The 14,155-nt window shown below is 49.7% G+C and carries 12 protein-coding genes and 2 pseudogenes; 5 read left to right on the top strand and 9 right to left on the bottom strand.

Going from position 1 to position 14,155, the window contains the following annotated elements:
* The first annotated feature begins 14 nt into the window (after positions 1-14).
* Positions 15-710, top strand: a complete 696-nt coding sequence (gene bioD, locus QUE74_RS10885; RefSeq protein WP_000919226.1) for a dethiobiotin synthase — start codon at positions 15-17, stop codon at positions 708-710.
* Here bioD and clcB read toward each other — a convergent pair.
* The 7 genes and pseudogenes from clcB to QUE74_RS10850 form a co-directional block, all read right to left on the bottom strand.
* A complete protein-coding gene (clcB, locus tag QUE74_RS10880; RefSeq protein ID WP_071533188.1) occupies positions 663-1,955 on the bottom strand; it encodes a voltage-gated ClC-type chloride channel ClcB in 1,293 nt (430 codons plus the stop codon). The two genes, bioD and clcB, sit on opposite strands and share 48 nt — an antisense overlap.
* Positions 1,956-2,112: 157 nt before the next feature.
* The gene (gene dmsD / locus QUE74_RS10875; protein WP_000148700.1) at positions 2,113-2,727 is read right to left on the bottom strand and encodes a Tat proofreading chaperone DmsD; all 615 of its coding nucleotides are present in this window, start codon (positions 2,725-2,727) and stop codon (positions 2,113-2,115) included.
* Between the two features lie 42 nt (positions 2,728-2,769).
* Positions 2,770-3,624 (bottom strand): selenate reductase membrane anchor subunit YnfH, encoded by an 855-nt coding sequence (gene ynfH / locus QUE74_RS10870; RefSeq protein WP_000526492.1) that lies wholly within the window; start codon positions 3,622-3,624, stop codon positions 2,770-2,772.
* A 1-nt stretch (position 3,625) separates the two neighbouring features.
* Positions 3,626-4,239 (bottom strand): annotated as a pseudogene (ynfG, locus tag QUE74_RS10865) (DMSO reductase like molybdoenzyme iron-sulfur subunit YnfG).
* A gap of 10 nt (positions 4,240-4,249) precedes the next feature.
* Positions 4,250-6,673 carry a selenate/tellurate reductase subunit YnfF gene (ynfF, locus tag QUE74_RS10860; protein ID WP_001360707.1) on the bottom strand — a complete coding sequence of 808 codons (2,424 nt, stop codon included), beginning with the start codon at positions 6,671-6,673 and terminating at the stop codon, positions 4,250-4,252.
* Positions 6,674-6,733: 60 nt separating this feature from the next.
* Positions 6,734-8,921: pseudogene (locus QUE74_RS10855) on the bottom strand (DMSO/selenate family reductase complex A subunit).
* Between the two features lie 198 nt (positions 8,922-9,119).
* Positions 9,120-9,425, bottom strand: coding sequence for a DUF1161 domain-containing protein (locus QUE74_RS10850; protein ID WP_001354685.1), 306 nt, complete (start codon positions 9,423-9,425; stop codon positions 9,120-9,122).
* Between the two features lie 107 nt (positions 9,426-9,532).
* Here QUE74_RS10850 and QUE74_RS10845 point away from each other — a divergent pair, with 107 nt between their 5' ends.
* Positions 9,533-10,243 carry a YnfC family lipoprotein gene (locus tag QUE74_RS10845; protein ID WP_074394117.1) on the top strand — a complete coding sequence of 237 codons (711 nt, stop codon included), beginning with the start codon at positions 9,533-9,535 and terminating at the stop codon, positions 10,241-10,243.
* A 2-nt stretch (positions 10,244-10,245) separates the two neighbouring features.
* On the opposite strand, the gene speG is transcribed toward QUE74_RS10845, so the two are convergent.
* Complete coding sequence (gene speG, locus QUE74_RS10840; protein ID WP_001138584.1) at positions 10,246-10,806, bottom strand: spermidine N1-acetyltransferase; 561 nt, start codon at positions 10,804-10,806, stop codon at positions 10,246-10,248.
* 34 nt (positions 10,807-10,840) lie between these two features.
* The gene (locus QUE74_RS10835) at positions 10,841-11,182 is read right to left on the bottom strand and encodes a DUF1283 family protein (RefSeq protein ID WP_000705197.1); all 342 of its coding nucleotides are present in this window, start codon (positions 11,180-11,182) and stop codon (positions 10,841-10,843) included.
* Positions 11,183-11,316: 134 nt separating this feature from the next.
* Here QUE74_RS10835 and QUE74_RS10830 point away from each other — a divergent pair, with 134 nt between their 5' ends.
* The 3 genes from QUE74_RS10830 to QUE74_RS10820 all read left to right on the top strand — a co-directional run bounded on the left by QUE74_RS10830 (position 11,317) and on the right by QUE74_RS10820 (position 14,094).
* Positions 11,317-11,643, top strand: coding sequence for a YnfA family protein (locus QUE74_RS10830; protein WP_001314753.1), 327 nt, complete (start codon positions 11,317-11,319; stop codon positions 11,641-11,643).
* A 205-nt stretch (positions 11,644-11,848) separates the two neighbouring features.
* Entirely contained in the window at positions 11,849-13,063 is a 1,215-nt protein-coding gene (gene rspA, locus QUE74_RS10825) for a starvation-sensing protein RspA (protein WP_001354684.1), read from the top strand.
* An 11-nt stretch (positions 13,064-13,074) separates the two neighbouring features.
* Positions 13,075-14,094 carry a Zn-dependent oxidoreductase gene (locus tag QUE74_RS10820; RefSeq protein ID WP_000836044.1) on the top strand — a complete coding sequence of 340 codons (1,020 nt, stop codon included), beginning with the start codon at positions 13,075-13,077 and terminating at the stop codon, positions 14,092-14,094.
* Positions 14,095-14,155 lie beyond the last annotated feature (61 nt).

The following is a 14,155-nucleotide window of genomic DNA, read 5'->3' as shown; positions in this document are numbered from 1 at the left end:
CGGTGGAGTTAGTGATGCTGAAGCGTTTCTTTATTACCGGTACAGACACTTCTGTAGGGAAAACGGTGGTTTCCCGCGCATTGCTACAAGCGTTAGCCTCCCAGGGAAAAACGGTTGCGGGATATAAACCCGTAGCGAAGGGGAGCAAAGAGACACCCGAAGGGCTGCGTAATAAAGATGCCCTGGTGTTGCAGAGTGTTTCAACCATCGAACTGCCTTATGAAGCAGTTAATCCTATCGCGTTAAGCGAAGAAGAAAGTAGCGTGGCGCACAGTTGCCCAATCAATTACACCCTCATTTCAAACGGCCTGGCAAACCTGACCGATAAAGTCGATCATGTCGTGGTAGAAGGGACTGGCGGCTGGCGCAGTCTGATGAATGATTTACGTCCGCTCTCTGAATGGGTGGTGCAGGAACAACTGCCGGTGTTGATGGTTGTCGGTATTCAGGAAGGTTGCATTAACCATGCACTGCTGACAGCTCAGGCGATTGCCAACGACGGGCTGCCGCTCATTGGCTGGGTGGCTAACCGAATCAACCCAGGACTGGCGCATTATGCGGAAATCATTGATGTGCTGGGTAAAAAACTTCCAGCACCGCTCATTGGTGAACTGCCTTATTTACCGCGCGCCGAACAGCGTGAACTGGGGCAATACATCCGCTTAGCTATGCTGCGCAGTGTGCTGGCGGTAGATAGAGTCACGGTGTAACGTCCGCGAAATTACCGACGCAATTACGCAGGCAATCAATAAACCGGGGAGTAGCTGATACTCGCCGGTCATTTCACATATCATCAACGTCGACATAATCGGCGCGTGCGTGGTTGCCGCCAACAGTGTCGCCATCCCGGTTAATCCGAGTAAGAGTGTAATTTCTTCGCCGTCAGGAAACCATAACCCCAGGCTACGTCCATACAACATGCCAATGGCAAGACCGATAAAGAGTGTCGGTGTAAACACACCACCAGGCGCGCCGGAACCGCTACTTGCCAGAACGGCAAACAGTTTGCAAAGGAAGATCCCGCCAATGATCATAAACAGTGGCGGGGCGGTTAAAAAGGATTGTACGGTGCTATAGCCGTTGCCCCACACGGCGGGGGTGAACAGGGAAAGCAGACCCACGATCAACCCGCCGAGTGCCAGTTGCCAGGGGGGCGCAAGTTTGAGAATAACAAATCCTCGATGACTGGCGTTCATTAACGTTAACAACACTGGTCCGCATAGACCTGCCAGCACACCTGTACTGATAATCAGCGCATAGTCACGAGCCTGAACCGTCACTGAGAGTTGTACGCTGTAGAGTAACGCGTCGCTATGATTAATCAGATTGCTAACCAGCAACGCCACGACGGCGGAAATAATCACCGGGCCGAGAGAGGCCAACATCATAGTGCCAAACAGCACTTCGGCTATAAATAAACTGTCAGCAAGCGGGGCGCGGTAAGCCGCAGCCATTCCCGCCGCAGCTCCACAGGCAATCCATAATTTCCACTCCTGGCGTGGCGTAAAACGCTGAGCAAAACAGGAGGCGGCAAGGGCAGCTAAAAGAATCATCGCACCTTCGCGACCAATTGCGCTGCCGCTAGTTACTACCAGCAGAGAGGCAAGCGATTTAACCAGGCTTGCTGCGTAATCGAATTTACCATCGGTTTGCAACGCTTCCATGTAATCGGTCGGCGCATGAGGGCGTTGCTGGGTAAATTTCTGCCAGCCCATCAACAACAAACCCGCCGCCAGTCCGCCGAGCGCCGGAGTTAGCAGCCGTCGCCACGGAGAAAGATTCGTCGCTGCATTGACCAGACTGCCGGAGTCATTATTGAGGAACAGCCATTCCAGTAGCAGCATCGCGTGACGAAACGCGGCAACGGCAAAGGCCGCAAGAATACCGACTATTGTTGCGATAAGCAGACGGCGAAACATAGTACGCAGATCCGGATAGCTGTGTAGATGGTGCATGAGCAGAAATGGACAATGAAACACGAGCGACTATTTTGCGGCAAAACAGGTTATCGGCAAAAGCAGTGCGTGCTTAAAGCGATAAAATACGTGACGTTGTAACGTATTATTGCCGAATGACGCGTGATTGTCGCCATTCGGCAATATTGCGGCAACTTTATCGAAACAGTGGTTTAACCGCGACAGGAATCAACAGTTGTGATTGCCATTGCGCCAGCGTTAAGCGAGCCAGTTCACCCAGCGCACGGTAGAAAGGGTGTTCTGCTTTTTCGATAAAAACGTCGAGAAAACGTGTTGACCACGGAAAAAGATGCCATGCCAGCAATTCTTCACATTCTGTTTGGCGACCATTCTCCGCCAACCACGCAGCCATCAACAGCAGTGAACCAAAATGATCTTCCGGTTCGTTTTGCTTCATTTCGAACTGAATGCCTTTCTCGCGCATCCATTGACGAAGTGCCAATGTTGAATCGCCAAACAGCACAGATTCGCGATCCAGCCAGACCGACCCCCACGGCGGAGACGGCAGTGCCCACGGGCCGACAAACAAACGCTGCCAGGCCTGGGCGCGAGTCTCTTCACTCTGTGCCTGAAAAGCCGTCACCAGCGGCGCTAATGACGCTTCTGGTAGAGGCCACTGAGTTTCCCAGCCGTCACTGGTGAGTACCGCAACCAGAGGTGCGGCTTCCGCACTCTCTGGAGCGTAATAAAACAGCGCGCCCAACACGCGCGCCGCGACAGAAAAATTATCTTGCTGTGAAAAATGGGTCATTCCTAACATCCTGAAATGTGCGGGTTGCCCCGCACCAATTTGTTAACCTGCAATAGCCATTCCTACTGTCATGTGCAGGCCATAAAAGAGCACACGCCCGATCATCTCACCGCCAAGTATGAGGATTAGCCCCAGAATAAGTCCGGCAACGTGAGGTTCGCGGCGACGAATGAGCGGGCAAAGCCAGCATCCAAGACCTGCGCATAACAATACCACACGCCAGACCTGTAAGGAGGCGTAATCTGGTACCAGTGCGCTGGCTTGTTGCACGGATGAGTGAATAGACGCCAGAGACAAACCTTGCAGCACAATCACCCCGGCACAAGCGATCAGCGCCAGAACGCTAATGATGGCAAATGGTGTGGTATTAAATGTAACGCGAGCTGCCCGCAGAATTGCGGCAGCAAGTATTGGACCGCTCAACAATACCGTCAGGAAGAAAGCTAGCGTAGTGTAACCGTTATGCCAGGTTGGCACGGTGTCGATTTGATACACGCAGGTCATCATCCAGACGAAAATGACGCCGAGCGCCATGCTGACAAGTAACCAGAGTTTCCCCAACGCTTGCGGCATTTTACCGATGACCGCCACCAGCCACCATAGTCCGCCAACGGCAAAAAATATGGAACCGGCAGCAATCTCGTTACTCAGACCAGAAGCTCCGATTCGATTCAGCGAGTTAAACGCTCGCAGTGGCGATCCCAGGTGCATGACAGAGGCAATAAACCCGATGCCCATCAACAGCCAGAGGAAAAACATGCCACGGACAATACGCTGACGGTCTGCGTCATTTTTGGCGGCGAACCAGCCAATTCCGCTAACAATCAGCGCGCCTACTACGCATTGACCCAATACGGTAAAGATAACCAGTGGCCATTCATGCCATCCATTTCCCATTTTACACTTCCTCCGGATTAGCCAGATAACCAGTGGTATCGCCGGTCGGCTGTTGGCGTTAGGTTTGATAACGATATTGGGTTTTGTGAAATGCGCGCGCGGCAGTGGCGCGACGGCAGCCAGAGTGCCGTGCTTCTGGCGCAGCTCTTCAATTGGACCGAACTCAAGTGCACGCAGCGGGCAGGATTCGACGCATATGGGTTGTTTCCCCTCGGCGACGCGCGAATAACAACCATCGCACTTCGTCATGTGCCCTTTTTCAGCATTGTACTGTGGTGCGCCGTACGGACAAGCCATGTGGCAGTAGCGGCAGCCGATACAAACATCTTCATCAACCACCACAAAGCCATCTTCACGCTTATGCATTGCGCCGCTGGGGCAGACTTTTGTACATGCGGGGTCATCGCAATGGTTACAGGAGATGGAGAGATAATAAGCGAACACGTTCTGGTGCCAGACGCCATTATCTTCCTGCCAGTCGCCGCCAGCGTATTCATAAATACGGCGGAAACTGACTTCCGGGCCAAGATCTTTAAAATCTTTGCACGCCAGTTCGCAGGTTTTACAGCCTGTACAGCGGCTGGAATCGATAAAAAATCCATATTGTGTGGTCATGGGCTACTCCTTAAACCTTTTCGATCTGGACGAGATTGCTGTGCGACGGGTTTCCCTTTGCCAGCGGTGAAGGGCGGTGAGAGGTCAGAATATTGATACTGCCGCCGTGATCGACCCGGTCACCAAACATATCCGCTTTAAGCCACGCACCTTGCCCGATGGCGGTAACGCCAGGCAGAATACGCGGAGTCACTTTTGCGGCAATCAGCATTTCTCCATTATTGTTAAATACCCGCACGGTATCGCCATGACGGATACCGCGTGCCTGAGCATCAATGGGGTTGATCCACACCTCTTGTGGGCAGGCCTGCTGTAACACATCAATATTGCCGTAGCTGGAGTGGGTACGCGCTTTGTAGTGGAAGCCCGTTAACTGCAGTGGATAGGTTTTCCGCAGGGGATCGTCCCAGCCATCAAAACCTGGGGTATACGCAGGAAGGGGATGAATAATTTCATCTTTTTTCAATTCCCAGGTATCTGCAATCTTCGCCAGTCGTTCAGAATAAATTTCGATTTTCCCCGAAGGTGTTTTCAATGGGTTTGCCTGTGGATCTTCACGGAATGCGCGGAAAGCGACGTAATGTTCTTCCGGGCATTTTTTCTTAAAGATCCCGGTCGTTTTCATCTCCTCGTAGTCCGGCATCTCAGGGTTACGTTCCTTCGTTTTCGCATGGAGATATTTGATCCATTCATGCTGACTGCGACCTTCAGTAAAGGTTTGATAAACGTCTGGTCCTAAGCGTTTCGCGACTTCACTCAGCATCCAGTAGATGGGTTTGCGTTCAAATTTTGCTGAGGTTGCGGGTTGGGCGAGGATCACATAGCCCATATTCCCTGCAGATTCATGAGAGATAAGGTCTTCTTGCTCTGTTGGCATCAGGTCGGGCAACAGGATATCGCAATACTTAGCCGAGGCCGTCATGAAGTGGTCAATGCCAACAATCATCTCGCACTTGCTGTCATCCTGAAGCACCTCATGGGTGTGATTGATGTCGCCATGTTGATTGATCAATGTGTTACTGGCGTAGCACCATAAAAACTTGATGGGGACATCCAGTTTTTCTTTTCCACGAATACCATCACGGGTCGCGGTCATTTCCGTACCGTGGTCGATGGCATCTGTCCATGTAAAGACGGAAATCTGCGTTTTAACAGGATTATCAAGCATCGGGAACCATTCGACCCCCAGATCCCAGCTACCTTCGCGTACACCTGAGTTGCCGCCGTTTATGCCGACGTTACCGGTGAGAACGGAAAGCATGGCAATAGCGCGGGACGTTTGCTCGCCGTTGGAGTGTCGTTGTGGCCCCCAACCCTGACAAATATAAGCAGGTTTTGCTGAACCGATCTCTCGTGCCAACTGGATAATTTTTTCTGCCGGGATGCTGGTGATTTTTGCTGCCCATTCCGGCGTTTTAGCTATGCCGTCAGGCCCTTCGCCCAGAATATAGGCTTTATAATGCGCGTTACGTGGTGCGTTGGCGGGCAGCGTTTTTTCATCGTAACCAACACAATATTTGTCGAGAAATGGCTGATCGACCATGTTTTCCGTAATCAGTACCCAGGCAATCGCACAGGCCAGTGCGCCATCGGTGCCAGGGCGAATGGGCAGCCATTCATCTTCACGCCCGGCAGCTGTGTCGTTATAACGTGGATCAATGACGATCATGCGTGCGTTTGAACGTTCGCGGGCTTGCTCGACGTAGTAAGTGACACCACCGCCGCTCATCCGGGTTTCTGCCGGGTTATTTCCGAACATAACGACCAGCTTCGTATTGGCGATATCATCCGGGCTGTTGCCATCATTGGCACCGAACATATAACTCATTGCGGCACTGATCTGTGCGGTACTGTAGCTGCCATAGCGACTGAGAAAACCACCACAAGAGTTCATCAGACGGTACGGGACGTTTGAGTTGGTGATGTTTCCGCCATCTACGCCTGTTCCATAGAGAACATGTACAGCCTCATTGCCGTAATCTTTTAGGATCCGCCGAAGATTATCACTGATGGTCTCCAGGGCTTCGTCCCAACTTATCCGTTCAAATTTACCTTCACCGCGCTTGCCGACGCGCTTCATGGGATATTTCAACCTATCAGGATGATTCATCCGTCGGCGGATAGAGCGCCCGCGTAAACAGGCGCGAACCTGATGATTACCGTAGACGTCGTCACCTGTCGTATCAGACTCCACCCAGTACACAGTGTCATCTTTCACATGCAAACGTAACAGACAGCGGCTCCCGCAGTTAACGGTGCAGGAACTCCAGACCGCTTTCTCTTCTACCGGAGCCTCTGCCGCTCGGACCATTTGGGAAAATGGCAGAGTGAAAGCACTGCTTGCCAGCGCGAGACTGCCAAGTGCGGAGGTTTTCATCAGACTTCTACGGCTGATTTCAGCCTTCATGAGCGCCTCTGTGGTATGGATTTTCATCATTACTCACTTATTGCTTTTCAAACAAAATGTCATGCCAGAATTTATGGTTGTAGTGGGTTATATTTTTTCGATCTCGACCAGATTAGTGTGCTGCGGGTTTCCCTTCGCCAGTGGTGAAGGGCGCAGAGTGGTTAGCGTATTCACACAGCCGCCGTGGTCGATTTTATCGCCAGACATATTGGCCTCGTGCCAGGCTCCCTGGCCCATAGCGCTAACTCCAGGGAGAATGCGTGGTGTCACTTTGGCTGGTAGCCGAACTTCGCCACGATGGTTAAACACCCGCACCATATCGCCGTTGGCAATCCCACGTTTCTGTGCATCTATAGGGTTGATCCACACTTCCTGACGGCAGGCTGCCTTCAGGACATCAATGTTGCCGTAGGTCGAGTGAGTACGAGATTTGTAATGGAAACCAAACAGTTGTAGCGGGAAGGTACTACGTTCAGGGGCGTCCCAGCCTTCGAAGGTTGAGGCATAAACCGGCAGTGGGCTTATTACTTCATCTTTTTCGAGTTCCCAGGTACGGGCAATTTCCGCCAGTTTGCTGGAATAAATTTCGATCTTACCGGAAGGCGTTTTAAGTGGATTTGTCTCGGGGTCGTCACGAAATGCTTTGTAGGCGATAAAATGACCATTAGGATCCTTACGCTTATAGATACCCATTTTTTTCAGTTCGTCGTAAGACGGTAATGCCGGATCTTTGGCAAGCATTTTGGCGTACAGATGTTGTAACCATTGTTCCTGAGTGCGGCCTTCAGTGAATTTTTGATAGACGTCAGGGCCAAGACGTTTCGCGACTTCACTTAGGATCCAGTAAATCGGTTTGCGTTCGAATTTTTCGCTGGTGACTGGCTGGAGGAAAATGAGATATCCCATGTTACCGGCGTAATCGTTAGGAATAATATCTTCCTGCTCAACGGTCATCAGGTCTGGCAGCAGAATGTCGGCATATTTTGCCGATGAGGTCATAAAGTTTTCGATGACCACAATCATTTCGCATTTCGATTCGTCCTGCAGAATTTCATGCGTTTTGTTAATGTCAGAATGCTGATTAACCAGGGTATTTCCCGCGTAGTTCCAGATGAACTTAATGGGCACATCCAGTTTATCTTTGCCGCGGACGCCGTCGCGGATTGCCGTCATTTGCGGGCCATGATCGATAGCATCCGTCCAGCTGAAGCAGGAGATTGATGTTTTGACCGGATTATCCAGCACCGGCAGGCGTTCTATGGTAATGGTATAGGTGGATTCACGCGCGCCACTATTTCCGCCGCTGATGCCGACATTGCCCGTCAGAATAGGCAACATCGCAATAGCGCGTGCGGTCAGCTCACCGTTTGCCTGGCGTTGCGGTCCCCAACCCTGGCAGATATAAGCGGGTTTTGCTGTGCCGATTTCACGCGCCAGTTTGATGATACGGTCCACCGGGATACCGGTAATTTGCGAAGCCCACTGCGGCGTTTTCGCTGTGTTATCATCACCTTCACCAAGAATATAGGCTTTATAGTGGCCATTTTTTGGTGCATCTGCGGGTAAGGTTTTTTCGTCATAACCGACGCAGTATTTATCGAGAAAAGGTTGATCAACGAGATTTTCGTTAATCAATGCCATCATTACTGCCGTAGGTGTAGGGCATGGCACAGGAAATTTGCGCGGTGCTGTAGGAGCCATACTGGTTGAGTGAACCGCCGTAGCAGTTCATCAGGCGTTTGACCGCCGAGGCTGATGGCGAAGAGCGGGTCATATTGCCGCCAACGATCCCCGAAGAGTACTGAATATATACAGCCTCATTGCCATATTGTTCGACGGTTTTTTTCAGACTACTGGCGATAGTATCCAGGGCTTCATCCCAGCTAATCCGTTCGAATTTGCCTTCGCCGCGTTTGCCCACGCGTTTCATTGGGTAATTCAAGCGATCGGGATGATTAATACGCCGACGGATGGACCGACCGCGCAAACAGGCGCGTACTTGATGATTGCCATACTCGTCGCTGCCGGTGTTGTCAGTTTCCACCCAGGTGACTTCATTATCTTTAACATGTAGACGAAGTGCACAGCGGCTACCACAGTTGACGGAACAGGCACCCCAGACCACTTTTTCGCTGGCCTGTTGTACCGCTGCCGCTGCACTGCGCAGGGTGAACGGTAAAGAAAAACCGCCTGCAGCCAGCGCCAGAGAACCTATCGCGGTAGATTTAACGAGTGTTCTGCGGCTGATGCCCACCATTTGTTCATTTTTGGACATAACTCACTCCCTGTTCTTTATCGTTATATAAAAGTTTATATATTGAATATTTAGCGCGCTAACAATAGAGGGAGTCTACCCATTTTGGGTTAAGAATTATTAATCCATATCAATAGAAGGGTATGAGTAATAAGGCGGGATTATGTTGTATGTTCATATCGCCGGACCTGTTGAATCCGGCGTTTAGTCAATAATGTGTTACTGCGGTTCGGCAGGCGCGCCATCCTGAGTAGACTGCGCGGGGGCAGAGACGTTACCGCTGGTGGTGCGGGTGTAAAGAATTTTATGCGTATCATTGGCGCAATGCCCGACGACCTGGGAATCAGGCTGATCAACCTGGTCATTGGGTACAATACTTAACGTGAAGCTGCTTTCGGGTACGCCATTATTGATAATACGCTGTGATATATCGCTCTTTATGCGCTCACAGGATCCCGGCGCGGCGAGTACCGCGGGTGAGGTGAGTGCGAGCAGAAGCGCGGCACAGCAAGTTGAGAGTTTCATCATAAGCTCCTTTCGCGAATATAACTTCTTTAAGCATAGCATTTAACGTGTAAAGTACTGTATTTGCTACTATGATTGAGAATCATCTCTACTGTCTGGTGACTGTTGTGAAATACAAATTACTACCATGCTTACTCGCGATATTACTCACAGGATGTGACCGCACAGAGGTAACACTTTCATTTACCCCTGAGATGGCTAGTTTCTCTAATGAATTCGATTTTGATCCGCTGCGTGGTCCGGTAAAAGATTTCACTCAGACATTAATGGATGAGCAAGGGGAAGTAACGAAGCGTGTTTCGGGGACTTTGTCGGAAGAAGGCTGTTTTGATTCACTCGAATTATTGGATCTGGAAAATAATACCGTGGTTGCCCTGGTATTGGACGCCAATTATTACCGTGATGCCCAGACGCTGGAGAAAAGAGTACGTTTACAGGGAAAATGCCAGCTAGCAGAATTACCTTCTGCCGGGGTGAGTTGGGAAACCGATGATAATGGCTTCGTGATTAAAGCCAGCAGCCAACAAATGCAGATGGAATATCGCTATGATGATCAGGGTTATCCGCTGGGTAAAACCACGAAAAGTAACGACAAAACATTATCTGTTAGCGCTACGCCATCAACGGATCCGATCAAAAAATTAGATTACACAGCGGTTACTTTACTGAATAATCAACGGGTTGGTAATGTAAAACAGAGCTGTGAATATGACAGTCACGCCAATCCGGTAGACTGTCAGCTAATCATTGTTGATGAAGGAGTAAAACCCGCCGTCGAACGGGTTTATACCATCAAAAATACTATCGATTATTATTAATGCTATTGTGCGGTCGGCTTCAGGAGAGTCTGACCCGGTGTTTTGTGCTCTGCCAGATACTGATGCTGGAATATGCACATGCGAATGGCATTCCGATATTGACCATTAATAAAGAACTCATGCATCAATTCACCTTCAACCGTAAAGCCAAGCTTGCGGTAAATGTGAATCGCTTTTTCATTCTCTTTATCGACGATCAGATACAGCTTATAGAGATTGAGAACGGTGAAGCCATAGTCCATTGCTAATTTTGCAGCACGCGTTGCCAGACCTTTCCCCTGATATTCCGGGGAGATAATTATCTGAAATTCTGCGCGGCGATGAACATGGTTAATTTCCACCAGCTCCACCAGACCGGCTTTTTCGCCGTCACATTCCACCACAAAGCGCCGTTCGCTCTGATCGTGAATATGCTTATCGTACAGATCAGAGAGTTCAACAAAGGCTTCGTAGGGTTCCTCAAACCAGTAACGCATCACACTGGCGTTATTGTCGAGTTGATGTACATAGCGTAAATCTTCACGCTCCAGCGGGCGTAGCTTAACACTGTGGGCGCTTGGCATAACGTGTCCTTACATTCCTTAAATCAATAACAGGTTAGGGGGTAATAACGCGGCCAGTTCGACGGTCCAGGCAGCGCAAAGTATTTGGCTCCCAGTAGGCATTGATATTGGCGCTTTGCTCACATTTATCGCGGTTATCAAAAGCGGCGTCGGCTTTATCCCACTCTTTTTCAGTGCGTTTATTCACTTTCTGGCGCAGATTGCGCGTGTCATTCCATTGCTCTTTTTCCATAGCGGCGTGCTGGCGGCTTTGTGCACTGTCGCCAGACTCAATCACCAGTTTGTTAGTTTCGGCATGAACAGTTGTGCTCAATGCCAGTGCGCAAGGCAGCAGAAAAGCGAGCAGGCCAATTCGTTTGCTGAGAGTAATTTTCATAATTCATTCCCTGTATGAATGATTAAAGGTGATTCTACACCATCCACTGCGAACGCAAAACGTACCAGGAGGATGTTTATATTGATGATATTATGTCGTCCTATAACTATACATGATGTCAATAAGTGACAAAGATGATTAAAACAACGTTACTATTTTTTGCTACTGCGCTGTGTGAAATTATTGGATGCTTTCTGCCCTGGTTGTGGTTGAAACGAAACGCCAGTATCTGGCTGTTGCTTCCGGCGGGGATTTCTCTGGCACTGTTTGTCTGGTTGTTAACGTTGCATCCTGCGGCGAGTGGGCGTGTTTACGCGGCTTATGGTGGCGTTTATGTCTGCACGGCGTTGATTTGGCTGCGCGTTGTGGATGGCGTGAAACTGAGTCTTTATGACTGGACGGGGGCGTTGATTGCGCTTTGCGGCATGTTGATCATTGTTGCGGGCTGGGGGCGCGCGTAAGGACATAAATCCATTTTATCAATAAGATACAAGGAAGTGTCAGCTGACAAAAGGTATTCTATTTCATCTTTTGTCAACCATTCACGGCGCAAATATACGCCTTTTTTTGTGATCACTCCGGCTTTTTTCGATCTTCATACTTGTATGGTAGTAGCTCAGTTGCGTAGATTTCATGCATCACGACAAGCGATGCAAGGAATCGAACATGAAGATCGTAAAGGCTGAAGTTTTTGTTACCTGTCCGGGGCGTAATTTCGTCACATTAAAAATCACCACTGAGGACGGTATTACGGGCCTTGGGGATGCCACCCTCAATGGACGTGAGCTTTCCGTGGCCTCTTATTTGCAGGATCACCTTTGTCCGCAGCTTATTGGTCGCGATGCACAGCGTATCGAAGATATCTGGCAGTTTTTCTATAAAGGTGCTTACTGGCGTCGCGGTCCGGTGACGATGTCGGCCATTTCAGCGGTTGATATGGCGTTGTGGGATATTAAAGCCAAAGCTGCCAACATGCCGCTTTACCAGTTACTCGGCGGCGCGTCTCGTGAAGGGGTGATGGTTTATTGCCATACCACCGGTCACAGTATTGATGAAGCTCTGGATGATTATGCCCGTCATCAGGAGCTGGGATTCAAAGCCATCCGCGTGCAGTGCGGAATCCCTGGTATGAAAACCACCTACGGCATGTCGAAAGGCAAAGGTCTGGCTTATGAACCCGCAACCAAAGGACAGTGGCCGGAAGAGCAGCTGTGGTCGACGGAGAAATACCTCGATTTCATGCCGAAATTGTTTGACGCGGTACGTAACAAGTTTGGTTTTAATGAACATTTGCTGCATGACATGCACCATCGCTTAACGCCTATTGAAGCGGCGCGCTTTGGTAAAAGCATTGAAGATTATCGCATGTTCTGGATGGAAGACCCGACGCCTGCGGAAAACCAGGAATGCTTCCGTCTCATTCGCCAACATACCGTCACACCCATCGCGGTGGGTGAAGTCTTCAACAGCATCTGGGACTGCAAACAGCTGATTGAAGAACAACTTATCGACTATATCCGCACCACGCTGACTCACGCGGGGGGGATTACCGGTATGCGCCGGATTGCCGATTTTGCTTCGTTGTATCAGGTACGTACTGGCTCACACGGTCCTTCCGATTTGTCACCAGTCTGCATGGCTGCGGCGCTGCACTTTGATCTGTGGGTCCCCAATTTCGGTGTCCAGGAATACATGGGCTATTCCGAACAAATGCTCGAAGTCTTCCCGCACAACTGGACTTTCGATAACGGCTATATGCATCCGGGAGACAAACCGGGTCTTGGCATCGAATTCGATGAAAAGCTGGCGGCGAAATATCCCTATGAACCTGCTTATCTGCCAGTCGCACGTCTGGAAGATGGCACGCTGTGGAACTGGTAAGGAGTAAGATAATGAAAAGCATTTTAATTGAAAAACCGAATCAACTGGCAATTATCGAACGCGAAATACCCACCCCGTCAGCGGGTGAAGTTCGAGTAAAAGTGAAACTTGCCGGAATTTGTGGTTCAGATAGCCATATTTATCGTGGGCATAATCCTTTTGCGAAATATCCGCGCGTCATTGGACATGAATTCTTTGGCGTCATTGATGCAGTGGGTGAAGGCGTGGAAAGCGACAGAGTCGGTGAACGCGTTGCTGTCGATCCGGTGGTCAGCTGTGGGCATTGCTATCCGTGCTCTATAGGTAAGCCGAACGTTTGTACGACACTGGCTGTATTAGGTGTGCACGCTGACGGTGGTTTCAGTGAATATGCCGTGGTGCCGGCAAAAAATGCGTGGAAAATTCCTGAAGCAGTGGCCGATCAATATGCGGTGATGATCGAACCTTTTACCATTGCGGCTAACGTTACCGGTCATGGTCAACCGACTGAAAATGATACCGTTCTGGTTTACGGTGCAGGTCCAATCGGCCTGACGATCGTTCAGGTATTAAAAGGCGTCTATAACGTTAAGAATGTGATTGTTGCCGATCGCATTGATGAACGACTGGAAAAAGCGAAAGAGAGCGGGGCAGACTGGGCGATTAATAACAGCCAGACACCGCTTGGCGAGATTTTCGCTGAAAAAGGCATAAAGCCGACATTAATTATCGATGCGGCTTGTCATCCTTCAATCCTGAAAGAAGCCGTAACGCTGGCTTCTCCAGCGGCACGTATTGTATTGATGGGCTTCTCCAGTGAACCGTCTGCAGTGATTCAGCAAGGAATTACCGGAAAAGAACTCTCTATTTTCTCTTCACGCTTAAATGCAAATAAATTCCCGGTCGTTATCGACTGGTTAAGTAAAGGGTTAATTAAACCAGAAAAACTAATTACCCATACGTTTGATTTCCAGCATGTTGCTGATGCCATTAGTTTATTTGAACAGGATCAAAAGCATTGCTGCAAAGTCTTACTCACTTTTTCTGAATAATACCAATAACGGCGAGTAAGTAGTACGCATCTTACCTCTTTTTTAGAGATAACCATTATGA

The organism is Escherichia sp. 10290 (assembly GCF_030295155.1).
GTDB lineage: Bacteria > Pseudomonadota > Gammaproteobacteria > Enterobacterales > Enterobacteriaceae > Escherichia > Escherichia coli_F.
The sequence above is the reverse complement of the archived record's forward strand: the minus strand, read 5'-3'. Positions and strand labels throughout refer to the sequence as shown.

Excerpts from the sequence above, each read along its gene's own strand:
- bioD (WP_000919226.1), top strand. The coding sequence starts at position 15 with ATGCTGAAGCGTTTCTTTATTACCGGTACAGACACTTCTGTAGGGAAA.
- clcB (WP_071533188.1), bottom strand. The coding sequence starts at position 1,955 with ATGCACCATCTACACAGCTATCCGGATCTGCGTACTATGTTTCGCCGT.
- dmsD (WP_000148700.1), bottom strand. The coding sequence starts at position 2,727 with ATGACCCATTTTTCACAGCAAGATAATTTTTCTGTCGCGGCGCGCGTG.
- ynfH (WP_000526492.1), bottom strand. The coding sequence starts at position 3,624 with ATGGGAAATGGATGGCATGAATGGCCACTGGTTATCTTTACCGTATTG.
- ynfF (WP_001360707.1), bottom strand. The coding sequence starts at position 6,673 with ATGAAAATCCATACCACAGAGGCGCTCATGAAGGCTGAAATCAGCCGT.
- QUE74_RS10850 (WP_001354685.1), bottom strand. The coding sequence starts at position 9,425 with ATGAAACTCTCAACTTGCTGTGCCGCGCTTCTGCTCGCACTCACCTCA.
- speG (WP_001138584.1), bottom strand. The coding sequence starts at position 10,806 with ATGCCAAGCGCCCACAGTGTTAAGCTACGCCCGCTGGAGCGTGAAGAT.
- QUE74_RS10835 (WP_000705197.1), bottom strand. The coding sequence starts at position 11,182 with ATGAAAATTACTCTCAGCAAACGAATTGGCCTGCTCGCTTTTCTGCTG.
- QUE74_RS10830 (WP_001314753.1), top strand. The coding sequence starts at position 11,317 with ATGATTAAAACAACGTTACTATTTTTTGCTACTGCGCTGTGTGAAATT.
- rspA (WP_001354684.1), top strand. The coding sequence starts at position 11,849 with ATGAAGATCGTAAAGGCTGAAGTTTTTGTTACCTGTCCGGGGCGTAAT.
- QUE74_RS10820 (WP_000836044.1), top strand. The coding sequence starts at position 13,075 with ATGAAAAGCATTTTAATTGAAAAACCGAATCAACTGGCAATTATCGAA.